Annotated in this window: 27 protein-coding genes; 8 read left to right on the top strand and 19 right to left on the bottom strand. The window is 63.3% G+C overall.

The genetic code is table 11. The features are described 5' to 3' along the window. Positions 1 to 52: 52 nt before the first annotated feature. Positions 53 to 1,267: an aromatic ring-hydroxylating oxygenase subunit alpha gene (locus SBA_RS18690; RefSeq protein ID WP_261937157.1), complete on the bottom strand. Its 1,215-nt coding sequence runs from the start codon at positions 1,265 to 1,267 to the stop codon at positions 53 to 55. A gap of 142 nt (positions 1,268 to 1,409) precedes the next feature. Between SBA_RS18690 and SBA_RS18685 the strand changes: the two genes are divergently transcribed. After that, positions 1,410 to 2,504 carry an ecdysteroid 22-kinase family protein gene (locus tag SBA_RS18685; protein WP_261937156.1) on the top strand — a complete coding sequence of 365 codons (1,095 nt, stop codon included), beginning with the start codon at positions 1,410 to 1,412 and terminating at the stop codon, positions 2,502 to 2,504. A gap of 15 nt (positions 2,505 to 2,519) precedes the next feature. Here the strand turns inward: SBA_RS18685 and SBA_RS18680 are convergent, their stop codons facing one another. From SBA_RS18680 to SBA_RS18670, 3 genes are read right to left on the bottom strand one after another with little or no spacing between them, the layout of a single operon-like run. Then, positions 2,520 to 3,347 (bottom strand): SDR family NAD(P)-dependent oxidoreductase, encoded by an 828-nt coding sequence (locus SBA_RS18680; RefSeq protein ID WP_261937155.1) that lies wholly within the window; start codon positions 3,345 to 3,347, stop codon positions 2,520 to 2,522. A 58-nt stretch (positions 3,348 to 3,405) separates the two neighbouring features. Further along, the gene (locus tag SBA_RS18675) at positions 3,406 to 3,786 is read right to left on the bottom strand and encodes a VOC family protein (protein WP_261937154.1); all 381 of its coding nucleotides are present in this window, start codon (positions 3,784 to 3,786) and stop codon (positions 3,406 to 3,408) included. A gap of 16 nt (positions 3,787 to 3,802) precedes the next feature. Continuing rightward, complete coding sequence (locus SBA_RS18670; protein ID WP_261937153.1) at positions 3,803 to 4,615, bottom strand: SDR family NAD(P)-dependent oxidoreductase; 813 nt, start codon at positions 4,613 to 4,615, stop codon at positions 3,803 to 3,805. Positions 4,616 to 4,774: 159 nt separating this feature from the next. Here SBA_RS18670 and SBA_RS18665 point away from each other — a divergent pair, with 159 nt between their 5' ends. Continuing rightward, positions 4,775 to 5,407 (top strand): glutathione S-transferase family protein, encoded by a 633-nt coding sequence (locus SBA_RS18665; protein ID WP_261937152.1) that lies wholly within the window; start codon positions 4,775 to 4,777, stop codon positions 5,405 to 5,407. A gap of 4 nt (positions 5,408 to 5,411) precedes the next feature. Here SBA_RS18665 and SBA_RS18660 read toward each other — a convergent pair whose 3' ends face one another. From SBA_RS18660 to SBA_RS18645, 4 genes are all read right to left on the bottom strand, one after another. Further along, a complete protein-coding gene (locus tag SBA_RS18660) occupies positions 5,412 to 6,194 on the bottom strand; it encodes a hypothetical protein (protein ID WP_261937151.1) in 783 nt (260 codons plus the stop codon). 30 nt (positions 6,195 to 6,224) lie between these two features. Next, positions 6,225 to 7,067 carry an SDR family NAD(P)-dependent oxidoreductase gene (locus SBA_RS18655; RefSeq protein WP_261937150.1) on the bottom strand — a complete coding sequence of 281 codons (843 nt, stop codon included), beginning with the start codon at positions 7,065 to 7,067 and terminating at the stop codon, positions 6,225 to 6,227. 74 nt (positions 7,068 to 7,141) lie between these two features. Next, positions 7,142 to 8,515, bottom strand: a complete 1,374-nt coding sequence (locus SBA_RS18650; RefSeq protein ID WP_261937149.1) for a phosphotransferase — start codon at positions 8,513 to 8,515, stop codon at positions 7,142 to 7,144. Further along, positions 8,512 to 8,904: a nuclear transport factor 2 family protein gene (locus SBA_RS18645; protein WP_261937148.1), complete on the bottom strand. Its 393-nt coding sequence runs from the start codon at positions 8,902 to 8,904 to the stop codon at positions 8,512 to 8,514. The genes SBA_RS18650 and SBA_RS18645 overlap by 4 nt, the downstream gene beginning before the upstream one ends. A 147-nt stretch (positions 8,905 to 9,051) precedes the next feature. Here SBA_RS18645 and SBA_RS18640 point away from each other — a divergent pair, with 147 nt between their 5' ends. Genes SBA_RS18640 through SBA_RS18630 form a run of 3 tightly spaced genes read left to right on the top strand, consistent with a single transcriptional unit; the run spans position 9,052 to position 10,604 of the window. Continuing rightward, positions 9,052 to 9,753, top strand: coding sequence for a hypothetical protein (locus SBA_RS18640; RefSeq protein ID WP_261937147.1), 702 nt, complete (start codon positions 9,052 to 9,054; stop codon positions 9,751 to 9,753). Further along, a complete protein-coding gene (locus tag SBA_RS18635) occupies positions 9,750 to 10,334 on the top strand; it encodes a cytochrome c oxidase subunit 3 (RefSeq protein WP_261937146.1) in 585 nt (194 codons plus the stop codon). The genes SBA_RS18640 and SBA_RS18635 overlap by 4 nt, the downstream gene beginning before the upstream one ends. Before the next feature lie 12 nt (positions 10,335 to 10,346). Then, entirely contained in the window at positions 10,347 to 10,604 is a 258-nt protein-coding gene (locus tag SBA_RS18630; RefSeq protein WP_261937145.1) for a cytochrome C oxidase subunit IV family protein, read from the top strand. A gap of 5 nt (positions 10,605 to 10,609) precedes the next feature. Here SBA_RS18630 and SBA_RS18625 read toward each other — a convergent pair whose 3' ends face one another. From SBA_RS18625 to SBA_RS18605, 5 genes are all read right to left on the bottom strand, one after another. Continuing rightward, complete coding sequence (locus tag SBA_RS18625; RefSeq protein ID WP_261937144.1) at positions 10,610 to 11,050, bottom strand: nuclear transport factor 2 family protein; 441 nt, start codon at positions 11,048 to 11,050, stop codon at positions 10,610 to 10,612. Between the two features lie 39 nt (positions 11,051 to 11,089). After that, complete coding sequence (locus SBA_RS18620) at positions 11,090 to 11,896, bottom strand: SDR family NAD(P)-dependent oxidoreductase (protein WP_261937143.1); 807 nt, start codon at positions 11,894 to 11,896, stop codon at positions 11,090 to 11,092. 71 nt (positions 11,897 to 11,967) lie between these two features. Then, entirely contained in the window at positions 11,968 to 13,020 is a 1,053-nt protein-coding gene (locus tag SBA_RS18615) for a class I SAM-dependent methyltransferase (protein ID WP_261937142.1), read from the bottom strand. Beyond that, the gene (locus SBA_RS18610; protein WP_261937141.1) at positions 13,013 to 14,035 is read right to left on the bottom strand and encodes an LLM class flavin-dependent oxidoreductase; all 1,023 of its coding nucleotides are present in this window, start codon (positions 14,033 to 14,035) and stop codon (positions 13,013 to 13,015) included. Before SBA_RS18610 ends, SBA_RS18615 begins: the two co-directional genes overlap by 8 nt. Before the next feature lie 11 nt (positions 14,036 to 14,046). After that, complete coding sequence (locus tag SBA_RS18605) at positions 14,047 to 14,421, bottom strand: limonene-1,2-epoxide hydrolase family protein (protein ID WP_261937140.1); 375 nt, start codon at positions 14,419 to 14,421, stop codon at positions 14,047 to 14,049. Between the two features lie 218 nt (positions 14,422 to 14,639). Between SBA_RS18605 and SBA_RS18600 the strand changes: the two genes are divergently transcribed. Genes SBA_RS18600 through SBA_RS18590 form a run of 3 tightly spaced genes read left to right on the top strand, consistent with a single transcriptional unit; the run spans position 14,640 to position 18,521 of the window. Continuing rightward, complete coding sequence (locus SBA_RS18600; protein WP_261937139.1) at positions 14,640 to 16,016, top strand: hypothetical protein; 1,377 nt, start codon at positions 14,640 to 14,642, stop codon at positions 16,014 to 16,016. A gap of 16 nt (positions 16,017 to 16,032) precedes the next feature. Next, positions 16,033 to 17,445: an acyl-CoA reductase gene (locus SBA_RS18595; RefSeq protein WP_261937138.1), complete on the top strand. Its 1,413-nt coding sequence runs from the start codon at positions 16,033 to 16,035 to the stop codon at positions 17,443 to 17,445. Continuing rightward, a complete protein-coding gene (locus SBA_RS18590) occupies positions 17,442 to 18,521 on the top strand; it encodes an aldo/keto reductase (protein ID WP_390902486.1) in 1,080 nt (359 codons plus the stop codon). Before SBA_RS18595 ends, SBA_RS18590 begins: the two co-directional genes overlap by 4 nt. On the opposite strand, the gene SBA_RS18585 is transcribed toward SBA_RS18590, so the two are convergent. The 6 genes from SBA_RS18585 to SBA_RS18560 all read right to left on the bottom strand — a co-directional run bounded on the left by SBA_RS18585 (position 18,522) and on the right by SBA_RS18560 (position 26,200). Next, entirely contained in the window at positions 18,522 to 20,234 is a 1,713-nt protein-coding gene (locus tag SBA_RS18585) for an N-acyl-D-amino-acid deacylase family protein (RefSeq protein WP_261937136.1), read from the bottom strand. Positions 20,235 to 20,248: 14 nt separating this feature from the next. Beyond that, entirely contained in the window at positions 20,249 to 21,706 is a 1,458-nt protein-coding gene (locus SBA_RS18580) for an acyl-CoA reductase (RefSeq protein WP_261937135.1), read from the bottom strand. 8 nt (positions 21,707 to 21,714) lie between these two features. After that, on the bottom strand, positions 21,715 to 23,130 hold the full coding sequence (locus SBA_RS18575) for a long-chain-fatty-acid--protein ligase (RefSeq protein ID WP_261937134.1): 1,416 nt from the start codon (positions 23,128 to 23,130) through the stop codon (positions 21,715 to 21,717). Between the two features lie 157 nt (positions 23,131 to 23,287). Continuing rightward, positions 23,288 to 24,175, bottom strand: coding sequence for a helix-turn-helix domain-containing protein (locus SBA_RS18570; protein ID WP_261937133.1), 888 nt, complete (start codon positions 24,173 to 24,175; stop codon positions 23,288 to 23,290). Positions 24,176 to 24,259: 84 nt separating this feature from the next. Continuing rightward, entirely contained in the window at positions 24,260 to 25,477 is a 1,218-nt protein-coding gene (locus SBA_RS18565; protein WP_261937501.1) for a spinster family MFS transporter, read from the bottom strand. Between the two features lie 444 nt (positions 25,478 to 25,921). Continuing rightward, a complete protein-coding gene (locus tag SBA_RS18560) occupies positions 25,922 to 26,200 on the bottom strand; it encodes a hypothetical protein (RefSeq protein WP_449325378.1) in 279 nt (92 codons plus the stop codon). Positions 26,201 to 26,274 lie beyond the last annotated feature (74 nt).

Genomic DNA, 26,274 nt, shown 5'->3' with positions numbered 1-26,274 from the left:
GCGGCAGGGGGCGATCGATTCTAACGCTGCTGCCCCGCCTCGACCGGCGCGATCATGCGCTGCGCGGCGCCATGAAGGACGCGATACGCGGCTGAACGCGCAAGTCCGCCGGCACCCGGTCCGGCCCGATGCGCCGATCGATTTCTTCCTCGAACCAGTAAAGCGCGCGCTCCTGATAGCCCGCCCAGATCGACGGGATCGTCCCGTTGCGCAGCGACTGCTGGATATTTTCGAACAGGCACAGATCTTCGGACAAGATATGCTCGGTCGCCGCACGCATCCCCTGCCAGTAGAGCTTGTCCTCCTCGCTGTCGGTCGCCCATCCCATCTGGCGCACTTCCATGACAGACCGGTCGGACCCCATCGGCCAGAAACATTGCAGGTTGAATCCCACCGGATCGAGCGAGAAAAATGTGTTGGGGAAGGTCGGCAGCGCAACCGTATTTTCCAGGAAAACCGGCGCGATGTCGTCCGGTTTGACCGGCGGCGTCTTGAACAGCGACTCCCCGCCCTTCTTCCGGGTCCCGAACCGCATGTGACCACCTTCGTAAAGCGCTATCACGAAACTGCGCGAATCCAGATGTGGCGCCAGCGTCGTGGGATGAACCGTGTTCACATGGTAGATTTCTAGGAAGTTGTGATAGGCGATCTTCCAGTTGCACGCCATTTCGACGAAGAAATGATCTTTCACCACCATGCGTTCGAGCGGATACCCTTCGGTTAGCGCCACGAATTCCCCCAGGAAGTCCCGCAGCGGTTCTGCATCATCATCGAAATTGATGAAGACGAAGCCGCGATAGGTATCGCACTGCACTTCGATCAGGCCGTTTTCCGCCTTGTCGAGGCAAGCGAAATCATGCTGGCTGGGGACTGATTTGAGCGTGCCTTCAAGGTCGTAGCCCCAGGCATGATATGGGCAAATGAAGCGCATGGCGCGCCCCTGCGGTTCGAGCAGGAGCGGAGAACCGCGGTGCCGGCAGGCGTTGTGAAAGGCCCGGATCCGGCCATCCTTGCCATGGGAGAGAATGACCGAGCGGTCCAGATGCTGAAACAGCCGGTATGAACCCGGCGTGGGCAGGTCCGATGCAATGCCGGCCAGCAGCCAGGTGCGGTTCCAAAGCCTGTCCTTCTCCAGCGCCTCGAAACGCGGGTCGGTGTAGCGGCCGGCGGGAATCGGTGGAAGGGCCGGAAAATCGCTGGGATGCTCGGATCGCTTCAACTGCTCGTCCATCGTCCGGTTGAGCAATTCCAACGCAGCTTCACGCATAGCTCTCTCCTGTCTCAGAAGCCCGCAGGCTCATTTTCCGTCACACTGGCCACGTCACGGTTCACGGAACCTGCAATTGGATAGGGTCGTCACTGTCACAGTCCCGGCAAGCTGATCGCCCTCTGTCCCGATGAGTATGCTTATGGTCTTGAAACATCCCACATCCACGGACGGAATCACGGTCGCTTATATCAACCAGCTACTGGCCACGGCGAGCAAGGGGGCGACCGTCACCGCCTTGCGCATCATCGACGCCAAGACCTATGGCGAGCAGATGGTGTCGACGGCGGGTCGCGTGGCGATCGAGGTCGATTATCGCGATGACACGTCCCCGGACCTGCCCACCCGTCTGGTGCTCAAACTGACCCGGGCGGTCGATGAGATCATGGCCCCCTTCTACGCCAATGAAGTCGCCTTCTACCGAGGCATCCGGCCGGAACTCGCGATGGAAGCGCCGCGCTTTTTCGGTGGCGCCTTCGATCCGTCGACCACGCATTTCGGGCTGCTGCTCGAAGATCTAGGCGTGCGGGGCGCGACCTTCCCTAATACCACCATGCGAACCGGGCCGGATGATGTGCGCGCCTTGCTAGATCAACTAGCCAGGCTGCACGCGCGCTTCTGGGAATCGCCTCGCTTCGACGCGGATCTCGGCTGGGTAGAAACCCATATCCAAGGCGCGGTCGCAACGATGATGAACGAACTTGCGCCCGCCTATATCGCGCACGAGGTCGAGACGGAAAATTTCAAACGGGAAATGGTGCAGCGCCTCCGCACGACGCCCGATAGGCTGCTTGCCGGCGTGCAGGCGGTGCAACGGCATCAATCGACCCTGCCCCAGACGCTGCTGCATGGCGACACGCATCTTGGCAACAGCTATCGCCTGCCCGACGGCACCGCCGGTCTGCTTGACTGGCAGCTCATGGTGCGCGGCTATGCGATGCACGACGTCAACTATATCGTGACCACCGGCCTTTCCGTCGCGGACCGGCGAGCGCATGAGCGCGATCTTCTGGGCTATTATCTGGACCGCCTGGGACAGGAAGGCGTCGCGCGCCCGCCCGCCTTCGACAGCGCCTGGGACGAATATCGGCGGACCCTGATATGGGGCGTCTATATCGGCTGGCTGACCACCCCGGTCGTCAACTATGGCTGGGAGATCAACGTCATGAACCATCTGCGACTGACCACCGCCTATGAGGATCTCGAAACCGCGAAGCTGGTCGACGCACTGTTTTGACAGCGCGTTGACCAGCTATAGCTGATTGCTCCCCGATGCCGCGAACAGCCGCTGGAAATCGACCATCGTGGGCTGGTGCGCGGTAAAGCCGCCGTCCACCGGGATCATCGCGCCGTTGATGAAACGGGACTCGTTCGACGCCAGGAAGGCGACGACATGGGCGATGTCGCGCGGGCTGCCCAGCTCCGGGTTGAGATGATGGTCGAGCAGCACGTCCTTGACCACCTGCGGCGTCGTCTCGACGGCTGTGTCGCTGAGGACGAAGCCGATGGCGATGACATTGGACCGGATGCCCTGCTTGCCATATTGGGTCGCGAGGAAGCGACTGAGGTTTATGAGCGCCGCCTTGGACGCGCCATAGGCCGTCAGCGTCATTTCCCCCAACAGGCCGAAACCGGACGCGGAATGGATGAGCGATCCGCCGCCGCCCGCGATCATGACCGGCAACGCATGTTTGCACAGCAGCATCGGACCCCGCGCATTGACGGCAAAGGCCTTGTCCCAGGCGCCGGTGTCGAGATGGACGACATCCCGGTCGAGCCCGCGCTGCTCGACCGTCTGATAGGCGGCATTATTATGGATGATGTCGATCCGGCCATGCCTGCTTGCGATCCGCGCGACAGCGGCGGAAACGCTGTCCTCGTCGGTCAGGTCGAACGTCTCCGCCTCGGCCCTGAGCCCCTTGCCGCGCAGCGAATCCGCCGCCGCCTCCACCCGATCGGCCAAGATGTCGGCGAGCATCACGGTCGCGCCCCTTTCCGCCAGCACGGTCGCGACCTCCAGCCCGATGCCCTGCGCCGCGCCCGTCACGATCGCCACGCGACCGTCCAAAGATTCCACCATTCCGCCTCCTTCTATCCACCTGACAAACGCTGGGCGCCGACCAGCGATACCTAGCCGCCTAGGGCGGATCGAAACAATAGGCGCAGATCTTGTTACCGTCGGGGTCCAGCAGATAGGCGCCATAGGCGTGGGGCACCGCTCCACGGGGGCCCGGCAGTCCGGCATCTTCCCCGCCCGCCGCCAAACCCGCGCGATGAAAGTCATCGACCGCACGGCGATCCGGCGCCTTCAATCCCAATGTCGCACCATTGCCGCATGCTGCCGGGCCCTGGAGTGGGCGCAGGATCAGCAATTCGGGCACCCGTCGCCCATAACCGATGCCCTGATCCAGAAACGGACCGAGATTGACGATCCCCAGCGGCGCAAGCACCGCATCGTAGAAACGGGCGGATCGTGCCAGATCGTCGCTGCCAAGGCAGACATGCGTGAAGATGCCCATCGCGCTTTCTATCCGCTCAGTGCGCCCTGCTCATGCCTTCCAGCATATCGGCGACATAGGGCGTGTGGTGAACGATTCCGCCATCCACGCCGATCACCTGACCAGTAATGAAGGCCGCGCCATCCGATGCCAGGAACAGCACCGCACCGGCAATATCCTCCGGCACGCTCTCGCGCGGCAGAAGGACATGCCGCTGGACCATGGCGATCTGATCGGGGGTCATCATCTCCCGGGCCAGCGGGGAGAGCACGAGGCCCGGCGCGACCGCATTGACCCGGATGTTGAACCGGCCGAACTGCACCGCCGCATTGCGGGTCAGCGCGTTCACGGCCGCCTTCGACGCGGAATAGGACGGATTGTTGATGTCGCCGGTCAGCGCCACGCCGGTCGAGGTGTTGATGATGGAGCCACCGCCGCCCGCAATCATGTGCGGCGCGACCGCCTTGATCATCAGCATCGTGCCCCGCGCATTGACATGGAAGGCGCGATCCCAGGTCGCGGCGTCGAGATCGAGAAGCGAGCCATCGGCCGCCATCTGCTCCAGCCGCGTGTCGGCGGCATTGTTGTGGAGGATGTCGATGCGCTCATGTTCCCGCATCACATCTGCAACCAGCGCCGTGATGCTGTCCTCCTGCGCAAGGTCGAGCGCCATCCCCTGTGCCTGCCCGCCCGATGCCTGGATCGACCGCGCGACGGCCTCTGCCCGTTCGGCCGCTATATCCGCCAGGATTACCGTCGCGCCGGCCTTTGCCAGAGCTCGCGCGCAGGCTTCCCCGATATTGGCGCCCGATCCGGTGACGATAGCGACGCGTCCCGATAGATCCGTCATGGGCATTTCTCTCCTGTTTCTCATGTGCGCGGGGGCAGCCGGACTTCCGCCGCGTCGGATCGCTGCCACGGCAGGCGTCCGGAGATACCTAGATAAAGATAGGTTTGGTGGAATTGATAAGCAGCGCATCTATGGCGCTCCTCAAGCGGAGAGCCCTTCATGAGCGTCACCATCTTTCAACTCGACCGGTCGCGCTCCGAACGTGCTGTCTGGCTGATGGAGGAAATGGAGTGTCCCTATGACATTCGCTTCTTTGCACGGCTGGAAACGCTCGCGGCGGAACCGGCCTACAAGGCCTTGCATCCGCTGGGTTCGTCACCCGTGATCGAGGCCGACGGACAACGCATCGCCGAAAGCGGGGCGGTCATGGACTATCTCGCCACGACGCGGGCGAACGGTGCGCTCCGCGCCAATCCCGGCGACGCGGACTATGCGGACTATCTTTTCTGGTTCCATTTCGCCGAATCCTCCCTGATGCCGGCGTTGGTGACAGAGATCATGGCTGAACGCGCAGGCATCGCGCAGGATCACCCTTCCCGCGTCGCAGGCCGGTCTCATGCGGCGCGCTTGCTGACACTGGTCAATGACCGGCTGGCGCATGCCCCCTATTTGGCGGGCGACCGATTCACAGCGGCCGACATCATGATGACCTTTCCCTTCACCACCACGCGCCTGTTCATGTCCGTCGACGTGGAGGGGCATCCAAACATCGCCGCCTATGTCGGGCGGATGGCGGCGCGCCCGGCCTATCGCCGGATGCGCGCCATTGTCGATCGCCCTCAGACCGCCTGACGGATCAGGCCATCGCCAGCTTTTCCGCGCCGCCGGTGCGGACCCGGTCGCCCATATGGGCGCGGGCGCGCTCCTCCTCCGCCAGGCCAGCGGCGGTCGGATGCTGCACATCGTCCTTGGTGAGACGCGGTGTCACGCAATCCCATTGGGTTATACGCAGCCCATCCGGTTGCAACAGGCCGCTGTTCGCCAGCAGGGCGTCGGCGCCTCGCCATGCTTCATGCGCCGCCGCCGGATCGTTGATCTTGTAGATCGCGACATAGCGATAGTCGGGCGTCATCGGGATCATCTGGCCAAAGGTGCGAAAGGTCAGGAAAGCGGCCGATTTGACGCCGGGTCGGGCAGCGGCTTCACGGAAATAGCTTTCCGCATAAAATGTTCTGAAACGGTCGTCGCAGTCCGCAGGCGGGTTCAATTCCTCCAGGATGACGCCGCCAGAATGCGCGGCATCCGGATCATTGTCCTGAAAGAACAGCGGATAATAGTGAAAGTCATACAGAACGCCATCATCAATGGCGTCCGACACCTGCATCCGCGACGTCAGCGCATTGTCCAGATGCTCGCGACTGAAGCGCACCGGATCGAAGACATCGTAGAGAGCGAGATACTGCCAGTCGAAGCCTTCGAGCGTGCAGGGCTGCTTCCCGGCGAGTCGGAAACGCTGCGCCGTGACCGATCCCCGGAAACGCAGCGCATCGCGAATATGGATGTTGCTGTACCAATCCTCCATATCGGCCTCCCGGCCCGGAACGGCTTTGGTCAGAACGACCAGCACGGCATCGATCATCTCTTTTGCCTCTCCTCTCTTGCTATCCTCTCAACCGTGCCGGACGGGCGGCATAAAGGGCGTCGGCGCGCCCATCGTCGCCCGATAGGACAGGGGCTGCTTGCCGTCCGTATCCCGTATACCGTAGCGCTCTCCCAGTTCCGCGCCGATCAGCGCCTGCCCCGACAAGGCGGGAAGTTCCGGGTCCTGCGTGAGGCGGTCTAGGATCAGGCCCGAAAATTCCGGCGTTTCCCAATGGGGCATGGCGGCGCGCAACTCTTCGGGGATCATTTCAGGCGGCATGGCTTTCACCGCGTCGGTGAGGATGAAGCCAGGCCAGAAGGACACGACGGACACGCCGTACGGCGCGAGATCGACCGCCATGTCGGCGGTCATCTTGTCCGTTCCCGCCTTGGCCGCGCCATAAGCTGGCCCGTGGAAATAGGATACCGCGCCATAGAAGGAAATGCTGGCGATCAGCCCCCTGCCCGCCGCCACCATCAACGGCGCGGCATGATAGGCCGCGACATAGCTGGAGCGCAGGCCGACCGCGATCATGTCCGCGAGCCTCAGCGGCTTTTCCCAGAAGCCGCCCGGCGCGACCAGTTCCGGTCCGTAGACAGCGGCGGCATTGTTGACGAGCAGGTCCAGCCTGCCGTCCGTCCGCTCCGCCAGATGTGCGAACGCCCTTTCGACCGCGTCATCATCCCGATGATCGCACAGCAGCGCGATGCCCTTGCCGCCAGCCTGTTCGATTTCCTCCACGACTGCGGCAAGTTGCGCCTGGTCGCGCCCGGTGACCGCCACCACATGGCCCCGAGAAGCCAGACCCCGCGCCATGCCGCGTCCCAGCCCGCGCGTCGCGCCCGTCACCAGCACTATTCTGTCACTCATATCCCTCTCCTGTCCACATTATCGGCATGACAGACAGGAACGTAACCTGTCCGACACCAAGAGCGCGGTGCCCGTCAGTCCGGACGAGTCGCCGGCAGGACGACATGACACGCCGCCTCGCCCAGCTTCGTCGGCCCGAACAGTTGCAGCCGCCGCTCCTCGATGGTCGCAAGCAGCGTTATGAGCACGGCGTCCTCCTCCGGACCCGCTTTGAGGATATGCGCCTCCAGCGCTTCGGCGGCATCGACCCAGCGGTCGAAGCGGCGGCCGAGAAGCGCGGAGACATCCGCAATGTTGCGCGCGATCATCTCCGCCCCATGGTCGTCGGCGCGCTGCACCCATTCGATCAGTTCGGCGACCTGCGCCTTGTGCGCTTCCGCCGCCTCCCCCGTTACCGGCAGCGTTCCAAGCGTATCGACCAGCTTGGCAAGCAGCGGTGCATTGTCGCCCCTGCGCTGCTCCAGCGGCGGCAGGTCGGGCAGCGGATCGCCGGTCAGGTGCGACAGTGCCAGCAGGATGGAGCGGCGCAGCGCAAGATCGAACATGAGATAGACCGAATGCGGATCGCCGGGGCATGGCTTGCCGACCGTCCCGGTGAACTGCATCGTGCCGAGCAGGGAAAATTGCAGGACGTGGAACACCACCGCGTCATGATCGACCGGCTCGCCCGTCGCTTCCTCATAATAGCGCACCAGTTCCGGCAGCGGTGCGCCCAACGGTTCATAGCTGTTGCGCATCCCCATGGTAGCGATGTCGACCAGCGGATCGCCGATCATGGAAAATTCGAAATCATAGAGCTTGGTCATCGCGCCCTGATCGACCAGATATTGCCCGGAATCGAACTGGATGAAGCTGGCGCGATCACGGTGCCGGGGCACATTGCGGCGCAGCCAGCCGATGACGAATTCCAGCAACGGCTCGGGCCGGCTCTTGGTGCGCCGGTAATGCGGCATGTAGGCGTCGAGACCGACCAGCGCGATCGCCTCGGCGCCCTCGGGCCGATGCACGCCGGCAGCCATAAAGGGTTCCACCGGCAACCGGTGCATCGCAGCCACCGCCCGCATATAAACGCGGCCGATAGCGCTTTTCGTGGCGGCATCGAGCGCCGAAAAATCGCGCGTCCCTTCGATCGCCTCCATCACGATGCAGGGCGGATCGGCGAGATAGCCGTAAATCTCCGGCACCGGCAGCCCATGGCCGTGCAGCACGGCGATAACGTCCGCCTCGCGCTTGAGGTCGGGGAAGATCGACACATCGCCGCCCCGGTCGCCGCGCAGGTGCAGGCGGCGAACCGTCCCTTCCGTTTCGACCTCGACGAACCAGGAGGGACGCCAGCGGACGAGGCGTTCAAGCCCGACGACCTTGCCGCCGGTCAGTTGTTCGACAAAGGCGGTGATCCGGCCGACCGCGGCATCATCATAATTGTTCAGCGGCGCGGCATTTGTCACTGCGCGCCCTCCCCGGCCGAAAAAGCCTCGGCCACGGCGCGGGTGTCCATATATTCCTTGCCCGAAATGATCTGTCCGTCCCGGATGATCAGCAGATTATGATATGCGTTGCGATAGACCCGGTCCGGAAACACCATCTCGCCCCGGACTTCCACCGCAACCCGGTCCCCTTCGGCGGTGATCGCGATCACCTCGGCCGTGCGCTTCTGGGCGCTCAGCAAGCCGCCCTTCACGCTGGCGATGAAGTCGGCCCGGCTCATATCGCCATGGCCCAATATCCACCACTGGCAATCGGGATGCTGAAGCGCTTCGATCATCTCGACATCGCCCTCTTCCACGGCCCGCATATAGCGGCGGGCCACCGCCTTGTTCGCTTCGATATCGCTCATCACCCTCTCCGATGCTTCCAGGTCCATGGCCGTGGATTGCCCTTGTGCAGGTGGGACCGCTGTCAGGAACCCTATCCATGGGCGGGTGGCCTCGTCGCGATCGCTCCACAATCTTCGCTCGCACAAGAAAGTGGAGGGGGAGAACGCATGACGACCAAGAGCATGACGATGAAGCTATGCACCTATATGGGCGCAATAGCCGGGACAATGATGTTCGTCGGCATATGGCCGGTCGCGCACATGTTCCCGCCTCTGGATCCGTCCATGCCCGCCGCAGAGGTCGCAGCCTATTATCGCAGCCACCAGATCGGCATATTGGCGGGCGCCATCCTGATCGCCTCTTCCTCGGTGCTGTTCTTCCCTTTCCTCGCGGCGGTCGCCACCTTCATGAAGAAGATCGAAGGCCCGGTTTCGCCTTTGACCTGGGCCTTTGTGATGGTCGTGGCCTTCGGCTTCGTCACGCTGTTCTTCGCCGGATTGATCTTCACGGCGGCCGCCTATCGGCTCGACCGGCCGGACGCCGTCGTCAGCGCGCTGAGCGATATCGCCTTTCTGCTGTTCGTCATGCCGGCCGTGCCCGCTTTCGTGCAGAATCTTCTGACCGGCTTCGTCATTCTGGGCGATCGCCGCGCGCAACCCATCCTGCCGCGCTGGCTGGGCTATATGAACCTGTGGACCGGCGTGCTGCTGCTGCCCGGACTGGCGATTGGCCTGTTCAAGACCGGCCCCTTCGCCTGGAATGGCGCCCTGGCCTTCTGGATGCCTGCCGTCGTGTTCGGTATCTGGTTCAACCTGATGATTGTCGCCATGCTCGGCGCGATCAAGCGCGACGCGCTGGGCGGCGAATGATGGCGGCGTCGCAAGCCGCCGCTTCGCCTCCGCGCGGCCATGTGCCGGGCGAGGAAGGCGTATGGGTGTTCATTGGCGGCGATCTCATCGTCTTTGCCGTCTTCTTCGTCACCTATGCGCTCGCCCGGCAGCAGGAACTGGCGCTGTTCGAAAGTGCGCAGGCGCTGCTCGACCGGCGCCTGGGCCTGCTCAACACGCTGCTGCTGCTGACCAGCAGCTGCTTCGTCGCGCAGGCCGTTGCGGCGGTCCGCCGGGGCGACGACAGGGCGCGCCGGTTGCTGCTGGGGGCGATCCTGCTCGGCAGCGGCTTCGTGGTCGTCAAGGCGTTCGAATATTCGGCCAAGATCGCGCAGGGCTTCACGCTCAACAGCAACAGTTTTTCGATCTATTATTATATGTTTACGGGCATCCATCTGGTGCATGTGCTGATCGGCTTGGGCGTGTTGTGCTTCACCCTGTCACGCTTCGACCGGTCCGGCCGGATGCAGGGTGGCGTCGCCCTGATCGAGGGGAGCGGCGCCTTCTGGCATCTGGTGGACCTGCTCTGGATCATCCTCTTCGCCCTCCTCTACCTGCTCTAGGAAAGCTGTTTCATGGCCATGATCTGGCGTAGCCGCATCACATGGGTCTGGGCGATGCTGATCGCCGCGACCTTTCTGTCGTTCGAGACGATGGCGTTAGGCAATGCCTTTCTGCTGCGCTCCGCCATCCTCGTCATCGCCTTCTCGAAGGTACTGCTCGTCGGGCGCGAGTTCATGGAGTTGCGGCACGCGCCGCGCTGGCTGCTCTGGGGGTTTCAGAGCTGGGCGATCCTGACCTGCCTGATCCTGATCGCCCTGTTCCGCGCCTGAGGCAATCAGGCCGGCACTTGCGTCCCGCCGGCGGCGGCCTCGTCTATGCCCATCTTGCGCGTGAGGTCGGCCATATCGAGATATTCGCGCCAGCGCGCAATCAGCCCGTCATCGTCGAACTCGTAGATGGCGACCATCTGGTGCGGACAGGGCCGTCCCATGATGATGGCGGTATCCGACCGCTCCTGCATCACCATCCGGTCGTTGGAGAGAATATTCACCTCATTGCATTTGTTGTTGGTGGCGAAGGCCATTTGTCGCTCGATCTCTTCGCGCAACGCCGTCTTGCCCTTCACGACGGGACCGCCGGGAACCCAGAGCTGCCATTCGGCCTCCTCCGCCATCATCGACAGAATCTTTTCGACGTCCGGTCTGCTGGCGTCGCTGCCGTCGCCCCAGGCATCGCAAAATTCCCGCACCTTCCGTTCCAGTTCGACGCTCATCATTCTCTCCTCTTCCTGTGCTATCTTGCCTGATTTTGCCACTCATCCAGCAGACAGTGCCCGCGTCACGCCGATGAACGGCACGGTGCAGCTCTGACCGCCATCGACGGGATACAACATGCCGTTGACGTAGCGGGACTCGTCGGACGCCAGAAACAGCGCCATGGCGGCAATGTCTTCCGGCTCGCCGATGAAGGGAGTGTTGAGCACCTCCAGAAACAGCCGGTCCATCTCGGGCGTCGACCATTGCAACTTGGCCGGCGTCTGCGTCGGACCGGGCAGGATCGCATTGCTGCGGATGCCCCGCTTGCCATAGGTGGCGGCGATCGCCTGCACGAACCAGTTGAGCGCGGCCTTGGACGATCCATAGCTGTAGGCGGTGATATCCCCGCCCATGGAGCTGCCGGACGAGGTGGAGATGATCGACCCCGTGCCGCGCTCCAGCATATGCGGGATGGCAAGCTTGCTCGCCAGAACCGCGCCCAATACATTCACCCTCAGATTGGCGAGGAAGATGTCGGGGTCGAAGGCCAGGAAATCCATGTCGCGCAGGGCGTGGTGCTGGTTGACGTACAGGGCGTTGTTGAAGAGTACGTCGATGCGACCGAAGTCGGCGATCGTCTGGCTGACCATCTTCTCCAGATCGGACTGTTCGCCGACATCGACGGTGATCGCGCGCGCCGATCCGCCGGCCTCGACAACGGCCTGTGCGGTCGTCTCGGCAGCTTCGGCGCGGATGTCCGCAACGATCACCGTCGCTCCTTCCCGCGCGAACATCAGCGCGCTGGCGCGTCCGATGCCGCTCCCGCTGCCGGTGATGATGCAGATTTTGTCGGCCAGTCGGGTCATGCAGCGTCCTCTCACTTATGGTTCATTGACGGGGGGGCGATCCCGCCGCTTTGATCGGCGCCCGTCGCGCCTCAAACCGCCTTCCGGATCGACAGGATCAGGATGAAGGCACGGCTGCGCTGCGGATCGGCCTCGACCCGGTCCGCGACCCGTTGGACCAGACTGGCCAGCAAGGCGTCCCGATCACGAGATGCATCGACCCGTGCCAGGAAGTTAGGGCCGTTGGCCGCGCCCATCATGGTCGCCCATTGTCGCCCCAGTTCGGCCGCGTCGCCGCTCCGCTGATAGGCGTCCCAATAGGGGTCGGGGGATGGGATCGCTGCGAGATGCTCCAGTTCCAGCTCTGGCACCAGCCCGGCATCGAAAGGCGCGCGTATCTGATCGATCGAACGCCCCGCCGAGGGCGCCGTCATCCTCAGCGTCTCGTCGGCGCTGAACAGTCCTTCGCCTTCCATGGCGACGATCGATTGCCAGAAGTTTCCGGCCATCCATTCGAATCCGTGGCTGTCGGCGCCCCGGCCCATGAACTGGCAGATCAGGCGCCCTCCCGGCCGCAATTCGACGGCGCGCGCCTTCAGGAAGGCCAGCCAGTCATCCGCCAGCACCGCCTCGACGGCGGCCCGCGCCTCCGCGGATCGGCTGAAGATCGCCCAGCCATGATCGGCGACGTCGACCGGGTTGCGGCTCATCCAGTGCAGCGCGTTGGAGGACCAGCCGAGATCCACGCTGGCGGGTGGCAATATCGTATCGAAATAGGACCGGCCGATGGCGGACGGAAAGACGCCCTGCCGGCCGTTCAGATAGCTGGCCGGGTCCCGGTCCAGCAGGCCGAATAGCGACGTGAAGTCGTTGGAGGGCAAGTCCGTATGCACGACCTGCACCGGCCGCCGCGCGTCATGCGCGCGCACCAGATCGATGGCCGTCGCCATCGGTGCCATCGAATTGAGCCCCTGCGACGCGCCATAGTCGACGATAGTGACAGGACCAGCCGAACCGTCGCCGACGGCCTGCGCCGCATCCTCCAGCAGCGGGAGCGCGGATTGCAGATTGGCCTGTTGCAGGCCCGAATGCCGGTTGTAGAGTCCGTCCCCCGCCATGGCCGCGACAGCAGTGGGATCAGCCATAGAATGTCTCCGCAATGCGCTGCGTGTAGATCGCGCTCTTTTCGGGCGACAGGCCATAATGCGGAATGACCGGCGTGATCGCATCGGCCAGGGCGGCGCGCCGCGCGACCCGCCCCCGCACCTCGTCCGCCGTACCGACCACGGCGATGCTCTCTACCATCTCGTCGGTGCAAGCCGTCGCCATGCCCGCCATGTCGCCCTGCGCAAAAGCGGCCTGGATCGCCGAGGCCTCGCGGCCGAAACCGATTTCCTCGAAATAGCGCAGATATTGCGGTGACTGGCTATAATAGGCCACGGTCCCCCGGCAATCCTCGATCGCCTCGTACCTGTCGTCGGAAATCGCGGTGAAGATCGAAATGTTGAGCGAGAAATCCTTGCGCGCACGCCCGGCCCGATCCAGCCCAGCCTTCACATGTGCGGCCACTTCCCGCTCGATCCAGGCATCGTTCCAAAGCGGATGGCCCAGCAGCCCATCGGCAATTTCCGCCGCCTGCGCACAGGCCTTCTGGAACACCGCCGGCAGGACGATGGGAATGTCGCCGCGCACCGGTTTGTGCAGCAGGCGGAAGTGCGAAAGGTCGAGCCGGTGATAGTCGCCCGCCAATTCGGTGAGTTCGCCCGTATGCCCGCGCGCCACGATCGCGCGGATCATGCCCACGATCTCGCGCATATGGGCGAGCGGCTTGCCATAGGCGCTGCCGAACGATCCCTCGATCTGGCTCTGCGCGCTGGATCCCAGCCCCAGCACCACCCGACCATTGCTGATGAGGTCCAGATCGATGGCGCCGCACGCTGTCTCCAGCGGACTGCGCACAAAGGCCAGCGCAATGCCGGTCCCCAGCTTGATGCGCTGCGTAGCGGGCGCGACGGCGGCCAGCGTCGTGAAGGGCGCGCCGAACATCTGGGGCGCCCATACCCCTTCCACACCCGCTGCTTCGTAGCTCTGCGCCAGCGCCGACAGATTGGCCCCCGGCATCGGGACGATCTGCGCCCAGACAGCCTTGCGATCGGTCATAGCATCCCCTTTTAAAAACCGCTTGTGTCGAAATAGTCGCGCCAGGCGACGATATGGGGGCCGTCCATTTCCAGCGTGCCCATCAGCCGCAGCGAGAATATTTCCTGCCCGTCCGGCCCGTAAAAAATATCGCTGCGCTCGGTCAGGACGACATTGCCCGCGGCCGCCGCATGATGGACCACGACCGCGCAGCGTTCGAAAGGAATCCGGCCCAGAAAACCCTCGACGAACGCCCTTGCCTGATCGATCCCGACGGTCGTCGCCACGCCGACATTTTCCCAGCGCGTATCCACCGTGAACCGGCGCTCCATGGCGGACAGCATATCTTCGCGCGCGCCGCTGCTTTCCCGAAAAAACGCCAATGCTTCGTCCAGTGGACCGGGCATGTCACCCCCTGCTCCTGTGTTGCGCGGGCATCATGGCGCGGGGAGTCGGCCTTCTGCCCTGCCGAAAGATAGCAGCCTGATTTTGACGGGGGAGCGGTACGTCATCGGGCAGAAAGGTCATGCTGAGAATAGTATGTCCTCCCCATAACAGTGAATCGAGCGGCCAAATATCGGGCGTCGCCTATACTCACCGGCAAAGCTGAGAGGAGTTTTCACTGATGAGCGCCGTTGACGAATTGATCGCCCTTGCCCGGTCGCCCGATCCTTTCCGTAATGCCCCGGACGATCTGGCCGAACTGCAACTGGAAGCGGCGCGCGAGCGCTTCGTGGAGCGCCGCCAGCAGATCAGGGTTCTCGACAAGCGGGCGAAAGAAGCCGGTATCGACAGCATCGACAGCCTGACCGACCTCGTCCCGCTCCTGTTCGCCCACACCAATTATAAAAGCTATCCCGAGGCCTTCGTCGACAATGGTCAGTGGAAGCATATGAACATGTGGCTCGGCACGCTGAGCAGCCATGCCACCGACAATATCGACGTTGCGGATGTGCGCGACATCGACGAATGGCTGGACCGCGCTAGGGCGGCGGGCCACCATGTCTTCGCGTCGAGCGGGACCTCGGGCAAATCCTCCTTCCTCAACCAGTCGACGCAGGACCGCGACCTGTCGCTCGCCGCCTGTCTGGCGGCCGCCGACCTGTCGACACCGGCCTATGTCCCCGATCATGGCCGCTCGGTCTTCACCATGATGCCGCCGCGCGGCACCCACAAGATGATCGACTTCTGCAACGTCCATTTCCCGCGCTGGGCTGCGCCGGGCGAATTTCATCGCCTGAGCGACTATCCGATGCGCGCCTTCGACGCCATGCGCCCCGCGCAGCTACGCCGTCTGCTGGCGGCGGGCAAGGTCGGTCCCGGCGAGGTCGCCGCCTATGAGGCGGAGGTCGAGGCGCGCCAGCAGACGCGGGCCGGCGAGTTCGACGCCTGGATGGACCTGCTCGTCAGCCGCCGGGATCGCCCGCTCTATATCGGCGTCATGTATGGCGTCGCCTGGCAGATCGTGCAGGCCCTGCGCGCGCGCGGGATCAAGGACGGCGATTTCCATCCCGACACGCTGATGAGCTTTGGCGGCGGCACCAAGGGGGCGGCTGTGCCGGCCGACTATAAGGAACAGATTATGGGCTTTTTCGGCGTCACGCCGGACCGCATCACCAGTTCCTATGCCATGGTCGAAATGAGCGGCTTCTGCGCCAAGATCCAGCCGACCGAATCCTATGCGGTGCCGCCATGGATCATTCCCCTCATCCTCGACAAGCCGGGCGAAACGCTGCTGGGCACGACCAGGGATATCGGTCGGGTCGAAGGCCGCATGGCATTTTTCGACATATTGGCCGACGGCCGCTGGGGCGGCATCATTTCCGGCGACAAGGTGCAGGTGGAGTTCGGCTCCGGCCTGGAAGGCGTGAAGACGCCGGTCGTCCATGCGATCGCCCGCTACGCCGATCTGGAGGAGGGCGAGGACAAGCTGAGCTGCGCCGGGTCGATCGATTCCTATGTGCGCGGATCGATCACCGCACCTCAGCCGGTCGCGGCCTGAACGACGGGAGACAGACATGCTGCATGAAATCATCCCCGATAATGACCGGTTGCTCGTTCCCCATGTGATCAAGGGCGTGGTCCAACTCGACGCCGCCGTGGAGCATCGTTCGCGGGCCAGCGGCTCGACGGTCATGACCCCGTCGATCGATCTGGACTCCCTGATCTGGCCGCGAAGCCAGCCCGGTCCCGCCTTCGACACGCCGCTTGCGGAGATCGTGGATTTTCTCGTCGAAGTCGGCAAGGCGCTCGATTTCGACCGGAACATCCATCTCCAGGAAGCCGCGGCCTATAATCTGCGCTGCAACAGTCTGGGCGCCCGCATCCTGGAGAATTGCTATCGCGACATCGCCTGGTTCTTCACCCGCGACGCGGTCGAGGCGGAAGCCGAACAGTCGCTGGGATCGCTCGACGTGCTGGATGGCTGGGCGCGACGCGATATTCAGGGCACGGCCTTCGACATCCGCGCCTTCCCGCCGCGGATGGTGCATGTTCTGGCCGGCAACGCCCCGATCGTGCCGCCGGTCACGATCGTGCGAGGGGCGATCAGCAAGGGCGTCCACCTGCTGAAGATGCCGTCCAACGACATGTTCACGGCGACCGCCCTGCTACGGACGATGGCGGATGTCGGCCCCAACCATCCTGTGACGCGCTCCTTCTCCGCCGCCTATTGGCGCGGCGGCGATGTCAGCATCGAAAATCACATCCTGCGCTCGCAATATTTCGACAAGCTCGCGGTCTGGGGCGGCGAGGCGGCGGTACGCCATGCCATGCAATATGCCGCACCGGGCTTCGAGATCATGTCCTTCGATCCTAAGGTGTCCATCTCGCTGATCGGTCGCGAAGCGTTCGACGGCGTGCCCCTCGCGACCATCGCCGAGAGGAGCGCAGCCGACATCATCGCCTTCAACCAGGATGCGTGCAGTTGCGCCCGCTTCCAGTTCGTCGAGGGATCGGACGAAGAGGTCGACCGCTATTGCGAAGCGCTGGTGGAGGCGATGGGCCAAGACATCCGCTATGGTACTGGTCCCGATGGCCCGCTGCCACCCGCCATGCTGATCGACGAACTGGACATGCTGGGCAATCTGGAACCCATCTACCGCCTGTTCGGACGTCCCGACGGCAAAGGCATGGTCATCCGCTCCAGCGAGCCCGTGTCGTTCAATCCGGGTGGCAAGCTCGTCAATGTCGTCGCAGTGGACCGGCTGGCCGATGCGATACAGCATGTCACCGTCGCGACCCAGTCGGTCGGCGTCTATCCCCCCTCCCGCATTGCCGAGGTGCGCGACGGGCTTTCCTCGGCGGGCGCCCAGCGCATCGTCGGCCTCGGCAACATCAACACCGGAAAATTCGGCGGCCTGCCGCACGATGGGGGATGGCCCGTGCACAAGATGATGCACTGGGTCGTCACGGAAGCAGCGAAAGATTGAACCAGATCATGACACAGACGACTACTCAGCCGCTGTCGCTCGACAGCTATCGCCTGCTTGGCCGCTCGGGCCTGCGCGTTTCGCCGCTGGCGCTGGGAACCATGACCTTTGGCGAAGAATGGGGCGCCGACGAACAGGAATCCCGCCGCATCTTCGACAGCTATGTCGATCAGGGCGGCAATTTTATCGACACGGCGGGCTATTATGCCGACGGCGCGTCGGAGATATTGACGGGCAAGTTCGCGGAGGCGAAGCGCGAACGGCTGGTCCTTTCCACCAAATATTCGCTGACTCATTCGGTCGGCAACCCCAATGCCGCCGGCAACAGCCGCCGCAATATGGTGCAAACGGTGGAAGCGAGCCTCAAGCGGCTGAAGACGGATCGGATCGACCTGTTCTTCCTCCATGTCTGGGACGACACCACGCCCGCAGACGAGATATTGCGCGCGTTCGACGACCTCGTGACACAGGGCAAGATCCTCTATCTTGGCCTGTCGGACACCCCCGCCTGGCAGATGGCCCGGTTGCAGACCATGGCGGAATTGCGTGGCTGGAGCCAGTTGGTGGCCTTGCAGTCCGAATATAATCTGGTGGAGCGCACGGCCGAGCGCGACCTTATCCCCGCCGCCAAGGCGCTGGGTATCGGCGTCATGCCCTGGTCGCCGCTGGCGAGCGGCATGTTGTCGGGCAAATATGCGACCGGCGGCAGCGCCCATGCCGGCGAGACTGGCGGTCGCGGTGCTCTGCTCGAAGCGGGAGGCCGCGTCGATGCGCGCGTGGTGGCCATTGCGGACGCGGTCAAGGGCGTCGCCGACGAGATGGGCGTCACCTCGGCGCAAGTGGCGATCGCCTGGACCCTTGCCAATCCAGCGGTCGTATCGCCGCTGCTGGGTGCACGGACGATGCGCCAATATGCGGACAATGTCGCCGCGCTTGGCGTCACGCTGGAGCCCGCGCAACTGAAACGGCTGGATGCAGTGAGCCGTACACCGCTCGGCTTTCCGCATGATTTCCTTGCCTCACCCTTCATCCGCCATGGACTGACGGGCGGGACGAACATCCGGCCGCGCGCCTGATCAGGCGGCGCGGATCAGCCTTCCGGGACGCGCGCCGGTATCGGCGCCGTCCCGCCGGGTGATGATCCCGCTGACCATCGTGGCGCGATAGCCGGTGGCCTGCTGCGCCAGGCGACGTCCGCCGCCGGGCAGGTCATGCACGACATGGGGGGTATGCAGGCGCAGCGCGCCATGATCGATCAGGTTGATGTCGGCCTTCAACCCCGGTGTCAGCCGTCCCCGGTCGCGCAGCCCCAGAAAATCGGCATTATCCGCGCTCAACGCCTTGACCGCCGCCGGGATCGTCAGTTGCTCGCCAGCCCGATCGCGGGTCCAGTAGGCCAGCATGGTCGTCGGATAGCTGGCATCGCAGATGATGCCATAATGCGCGCCGCCGTCGCCCAGTCCCACGATGCTGTAGGGATCGCGCATCATGGCCAGGGCGGGATCGAGCGACTTTTCCGCATAGTTCGAAAAGGGCATCAGGATCAGCGTATGCCCGTCCTGTTCCAGCATCAGGTCATAGACCAGCTCGACCGGACTAACGCCGCGCTTTGTGGCCAGCGCGGCGATGCTCTGGTCAGGTGAAGGTTCATAGTCCGGCTCGGCGCCGAGCGGATAGATATTGTCCCAGGTGCGCAGCAAGCGATGCAGCGGCGTCGGCGTCTCGTCCGGCTCCTCCGCGATCAGTCGCGCGCGAAAAGCGGGATCGCGCATGATGGCCACCTTTTCGGCCAGCAGCCGGTCGGCGATCGCGCGATAGCTTGCACAATGGCTGAACGCGTTGGCCGATGTCGACAGGCCGCACATCGCGCCCATCGGCCGGGGGAACACCTGCGCCAGCACCGGCCCTGCACCGCTGCGATTATGTTCGGCCAGCGCATCCATGGTCCGCCGCCAGCCCTGCGGATCGGTCGACCATTGGGCCAGCGAATAGGTCAGCGGACGCCCCGAGGCGCTGGTCATGCGCTTCATCAGGTCAAGATCGCTGGACCAGTCGGCGGTATCGAGATTGGGGATCATCTGCAGCACGCCGCGCCCGGCATCCCCGACCGATCGGGCGATCGCCACCAGTTCGTCGCTGTCTGCCTGAAAGGAGGGGATGAAGGCGCCGTCACCGCGCCGATGTACCAGCGATCGCGACGTCGCGAAGCCGAGCGCGCCGGCCGCCATCCCTTCCGCCACCAGATCCGCCATCCGCGCGACATCGGCCGCGGTGGCCGGCTCGCGGTCCAGCCCGCGCTGGCCCATCGCATAGACGCGCAGGGGCGAATGGGGAATATAGGCGCCGACATCGGCATCCCAGGCGCGCGCTTCCAGGGATTTCAGATAGTCCGGGAAGCTTTCCCAGTTCCAGGGCAGGCCCTTCGCCATCACCGCTTCGGGAATGTCCTCTACCCCCTCCATGACATTGACCAGCGCCTCGCGGTCCTCCGGCCGGCATGGGGCGAAGCCGACCCCGCAATTGCCGATGACGATGGTGGTGACGCCATCGTCGGCGGACGGCACCAGACTGTCAGACCGGGTGACCTGCCCGTCATAATGGGTGTGGACATCGACGAAGCCGGGCGTGACGAGCAGGTCGCGGGCATCGATCTCCTCGCGGCCCCGCCCGACATCAGCACCGATCGCCGCGATCCGGCCACCCATGATGGCGATGTCCGCCTCGAACGGCTCACCGCCCTGCCCGTCGACGATCGTGCCGCCCCGAATCACCAGATCAGCTTCCACCATGTCCCTGGCTCCTCTCAGCCTGCGAGCGCGGCCAGCATCTCGCCCGATGCCTGTTCTTCCGTCACCCATTTCAGCATGCGGCGGACCGGCTCGATCGCGTCCTGCCGTTCCATATTATGCTGCATCGTCGCCGCACCGCCCAGCGACACGATCCGCTGTGCGCCCTGGAAAGCGAGGCGGTCGCGCAGCTCGTCCTTGAGGCTTTCGGGAAAGATGCCGATCGTCTGTGTATAGGCGTTGACTGCGCTGACGGCCGTTTCCCTGCTGTCGATGGGCACGATATTGCCCACGCGGCAGGCGAGAGCGCGGGAGAAATCGACCGGATATTCTTCCTGACTGACGATCACCGCCCCCTCGTTAGTGCGACCGCCGAAGATGCGATAATCCTCGTCATTGAGGCGGATGCCGTCGATCTCGGCTTTAAGCGCGCCGTCGAACGCCTTGTGCGGCGTGCTCAGATGATCGGGCAGGCGCAGGAGCGCGTCGAAGGTCATCTGCCCCAGTCGATTGGCCCGTTCCAGCCCGGCTTCGTCCGTGCCGCATTCGACGTAGATGACGCGTGCGGACACGCATCCTTCCTGATTTTGCGCGCCGATATCGAGCGCCAGACGGCGCGCCACCTGAACCAGCGTCGTTTCATCGGCAAAGGCTTCGCGACCGATGATCGTCCCCGACAGCTTGGGATCCTGGGTGATGAGGTCGATGCCCGGTTGCAGATAGCGGGTGATATGCTTGACCGAATCGAACCCGCCCCAGGCGACGATCTTCTCGACGCCGCGCGGATCGTATATCGCCGATTCCACCTGATCGTCGCCACCCTTCCAATAGGCGACGGAGACATGTTTCGACAGCGGATGGTCGGGGTCCATCTCGACCATCGTGCGCACCAGTGCGGCGGCAGTCAGCGGATCGTTGGAGGGCAGCTTGATGATCGCGTCCGACCGGGTCAACGCATTGCGGATCACCGTCAGGATCGACACGATGGGCGCATTTCCGGCGATCACATGCACCGTCCGCGCGCCAAAGGCGCGAGTGCGGGCGGTCAGTCCGGGAAATCTACCGACTCCCTGATCCACCCAGCCTTCCAGATAGTCGACACCACAGGAGCGTTCCATCATCCGGCGCATTTCGGTGCGATCGAAGGCCGCGCCGATATGCTGGAAGTGGACGCGCAATATGCTCTCGGACAGGCCGGAGGTCTGGCAGGACAGGCGAAACGCTTCCTGCAAATGCCGGTTCTGACCGAAATCGAGCCGCTGCCCCAGGGCGACGAGGAAATCCAGTATCTCGTCAAAGCTCAGCGCATAGAGGTCGGCCATGGCCGAAGGCGTGCGCAGCGGCAGGCGCGCCACATGTTTGGCGATGTCGGGCACCGAGAAGCTGACGCCACCCCGGCGGCCGCCATAGTCGACCTCGGCATCATCGATAATCTGGCCCCGGATGATTAGGGGCACGCGGAATGGATCGGTCATGGCTCTACTCACATCGACAGTTCGGCAAGAAATTCGAGGGCGCGGTCGTGCGCCTCGGGGGCGCCGGCGCACACGATGCGGTCATCGCCGCCTTCCTGCTCGCTGTAGCGGCGCACCGGCGGAATGACGTACGGCCCGGTGCGACCGCAGGCGCAGGGCTTTTCCCAGCCTGCCAAAGTGATCTCATCCCCCGTCACCAGTCCGGCCCAATAGCTGTTGGGCATCAGGTCGAACGAGGCATAGCGGCCGGTCAGGCCGTCCTTGCGCGGCAGGGGCTTTCCGGTCGCCGGATCGAGCAGGAAGGGGATCTGGATGGGTGGGACGTGATAATGGCCATGCTCGCACATCATCGACAGACCCATCTGCTCGGATGTGGCGTACATTTCATAGATCGTATCGAAACCCAGAAATTCGATCACGCGCTCGCGCCAGTCGTCGGGCAGTTCCTTGCCCTTCTTGCCGCCGCCGGTCAGCAGCACGCTGCCCTTGCCGAAGACGTTCTTGAGACCGCGTTTCAGCCCCTCCTCGGCCCAGTCGTAGAGGATCGCCCACATCGCCGTCACATAGACGTCGCGCCCGCCGAAGCGGCGCTGCGCCTCGCTGAAGAAATGCTTGAGGTCGTCGGGCCGGCGGCGCTCCAGCTCCAGCAGCGCCTCCCGCCGTTCCAGCAGGACCGGCGGAATGTCGACCATGCCGGCCTCGCCCCGCGCCTCCGCCGCGCGCAGGCGACCGCCCAGCGAGGCGATGTCCGCGCTGAACCGGGCGTTGGGGTAAAGGAACAGAGTGTTTTCTTCGCCCTTGGCATAGAGGTCAACCTGGATGCCGTTGCCGCGCTGCATCGCGGCAGCGCCATAGCGATAGCCCGGAATGATGATCGGCATCCCGTCTTTGACGATGTCTGGCCCCCGGTCCGGCCACCAGTCGCGGATGATGACCCCCGAATGGACAATCGTCTCGCGCCACTGCTTCTTGCTGCGAGGGACGAAACTCAGCTTACCGGTAGTGCCGGACGTGTGCTGGACGGTCAGGTCCGTTTCCGCGTCGAGCAGGTCGATCCAGTCGTCGATCGTCTCGACCCCGCTGGCGTCGACATGGGAAATGTCGCTGGTCGTCAGGCCGGCGAGCCATTTGGTCAGCTTGTCGAAGCGGCTGCGCTCCAGATAGCTGATCGGATAGGATTTGTAGACGGTGTGCGGAAACAGCAGCGGCGCCAGATCGTCGATCGTCTTGATCGCGTCGATACCCTGCTCGCGCGCCAGCTTGTCCAGCACGGACAGGCCGGGCCGCAATTCGGCAAAGCGCTTGCGCGCGCCTTCCAGATGCAGCCGGTCGATCTCTTCGCGACTGAGCGTGAAGGCCTGTGTATAGGGCGCGTCGTGGAAACTGGTAGGATCGGCGATCAGTCGATCGAGATAGCTGCTCATGAGAAAATCCGTCCTTCTTGATGGGACGGATTGTGACGGCGGCGGGGCATTTCCCGCAATGCCGATGCCTACAGCCGGAACGCCCAAACATCGTCAGGCGGACATGAAGCACGCTGCTTCACATCATATCGGATAGGCTATCCAACGTAGAACTGGTTCAACGCGATACACCACGCTCTTCGCGATATTCTCGAGGTGTCATGCCGGTCGCCTTCCGGAAGGCGGCCGAGAAAGCGGCAGCGCTTTGGAAGCCGCAATTGCCGGCGATCACCTTGATCATCGCCTCGTCACGGACAAGCAGGTCTTGCGCACGCGCGATCCGGCGGCTGGCGATATAATCGGTCAACGTGATGCCGGTGGTGGCCCGGAAAGTCCGGATCAAGTGACGCGGGCTGGTGCGGATTTCGGCGGCCAGATCGGCGACCGAAAGCATCTCGGCCAGATCGGCCTCTATTTTATCCTTGATGCGACGCAAGCGCCAGCCGGGCATCTGCCCATGTGCGCTGCGGTCATCATATTGGGCTTGGCGAAAATGCCGGCACAGTTCGACGACGAGCATCAACGCCATGCTTTCGAGCAATATATCCTGTCCAAAGCCCGGATTGCGCAATTCCTCCACCAGCCGGGCAAGGCCCTGACGCACCCGACCGATCTGAACATCCTGACATGCCGCCAGATCGGCGACGCTGTCATCCTCGAACAGTTGCATCGCCCGGTCGTTTTCAAATGTCAGGCACAGCAGGCTGTGCTCGCCCGGTTCGCTCAGGGTCGCAAATGCGCCGCCCTTGGGCAGAAAGACGACGTCGCCTGGCGGATCCGCCAGTTGGCGTTCGCTGTTGAAGAAACGCGCCGTGGGGCAGCGCGGGCCGATGGAAAAATCCAGATAGTAGGAATCGGGTCGAAAAACAGATCGGCTGCTCTGGGTCCATCCGAAGTGACGGATATCGGCGAAAATGCCATTCGTATGGAACCGCCGTTCGACATGGAAGTGCGACGCAGTGTGCGGGGCACAGAGCGGCAGACCAAGGTCGGCTTCAGGTCGCATCCTCAACCTCCTCGCCCCCGATCGAATCTTGGTTCGATCCTAAGGTGCAGGATCATTATTTCCCTGTAGATCGCGAATGGCAAGTCAGTGCCGATCATCATCGTGCACGTCCGCGACTATCCATCGGCTCGCCCACGCAAACAAACCAGCGGCCAGGATGAAGAAGCAGGATCCCAGGCTGAGCGACAGGCGCAACCCCTGTGCGCTTGCCGCCTCGCAGGCCGCGACTGCCCCCTTGGCGCAATCGGCCAGGCTGAGGCCTGCCGACACCCGCGCGCTTTCCCCCAATATATCGCTGGCAAGACCGATCAGCGGCGGGCCCAATCCATAGCCCAATATGGAACTTGTGGCGATAATCATGGCGGAGGCCATGGCGCGCATATGCGGGGGGGCCACGTCCTGCCCGTGCGCATACATGGCGGGCATGTAGAAATGCTGCCCCATGGACCCGAGCACCATCAACATCACCGCAAGCCCAACCGTCGGAATCTGAAATGCGACAGCATATAGCGCCCCGCACCAGAGCAAGCCGAAGGAAGGGAGCCAGGCTTTGATCCGGGGGTAGCGACGCGCGCCGAGATCCATCATCGGGCCGCCCAGCAGCGTGCAGACGATGCCGACGCCACCAATCACCAGCCCCATCAACGCCGACGCATTGGCGAGGGACAGACCATGCCCACGCATGAGGAAGGATACCATATATTGTTGATTGGCGTAGGAGCCGATCCCGGCAACACCCCCCGCTATAGCCACCAGGGCGAAGCTGCGCCGGGCCAGCAACTGGCGGACCGTGTCGACGAACGACGCGGAATGGTGCGGTCGGTTTTGGCTGCGCGGCGGTTCCGCTACGGTGGTGCGGAACAGCAGGGCCATGACGATACCGGCCATCCCGCAGATGACGAAAGCCGTGCGCCAACCATAAGCGGCAATCAGAGCGCCTCCGCCCACCGCTGCGACGATTGCGCCAAAGGGACCGGCAACCGCAAAGATGGCGATGGCAGTCGCTCGACGTTGCGCGGGGAATGCGTCGGAGATCAGAGAATGCGAGGCTGGCGTGCATCCCGCTTCGCCAATGCTGACGGCGGCGCGCCCGATGAGCATCTGGACGAAATTGGCCGCAATTCCGCAAAAGGCCGTCATTGCACTCCACAATGTCAGCGAAATGGCGATGATCCCCACCCGTCGACCGCGGTCTGCAGCCCGCGCGATCGGGAAACTGAAAACGGTGTACAGTATGGCGAACGCGGGTCCGCCAATCAGGCCCAGTTGGAAATCGCTAAGATGGAGATCGACCTTGATCATTTCCTGGGCGACCGAGAAGAGCAGGCGATCAATATAATTAAGGCAGTTGAGCAGAAACAGCGCGACAATTGTCCACGAAAGCAGTGATCGCCCATCAGCGGAAAGCGATGCGTTTTCCGGTATCGCTTGCGGACCGGCATCCATTATTGACGGATTGCGCATCACTCATCCTATTTCATTTTTATCCACTGTGACGAAGGCTATGCCAACAGCGCATCCCATGCCCCCGCCACGACTATCGCCGGGACGACATATGTCGCGCAGGAGACATATTCCTTTCCTATATGCCTCCCCCATCCATTCCCCGAATATTGCACAACAAACACAGGCAAAGCGGACGATTGACGATGATCGCAGCCCCCGGTTCCGCTATTTCGATCTGCGGACGGCCGTTTGGTAAAATCGCGTAATGCAGAACCCCATCATGACCCGTCGAGCAGCGACCTAAAGGCAGCGACGCCGCTTCCCGCCATATCGCTTCCCGCAATATTCGCCCAGGTCGCGCATATCCTTCGCCGCTGCCGCAGCCTGGTGCTGATCGCAGGGAAATTCCTTTTCGCGCGCCTCGACGCGCTCGCACAATTCCTCGATATCGCATCGTGAAAGAATGTTCTTTTCACGCAAATAGCAGACCAGGCTTTGCAATATGATCATAGCCTTGTCGCCACTGTCCACCGATTGACTGATATCCATTTTTCGACCTTGAACGTTGAAACACGGCATGACCGTCCGCCTCGTGAACGGCCGGTTATGCGGTAAATCAGCGATGGAACCCCTGACGAAAGATAGGATCGTCC

This window comes from Sphingomonas bisphenolicum (assembly GCF_024349785.1).
Lineage (GTDB): Bacteria > Pseudomonadota > Alphaproteobacteria > Sphingomonadales > Sphingomonadaceae > Sphingobium > Sphingobium bisphenolicum.
The sequence above is the reverse complement of the archived record's forward strand: the minus strand, read 5'-3'. Positions and strand labels throughout refer to the sequence as shown.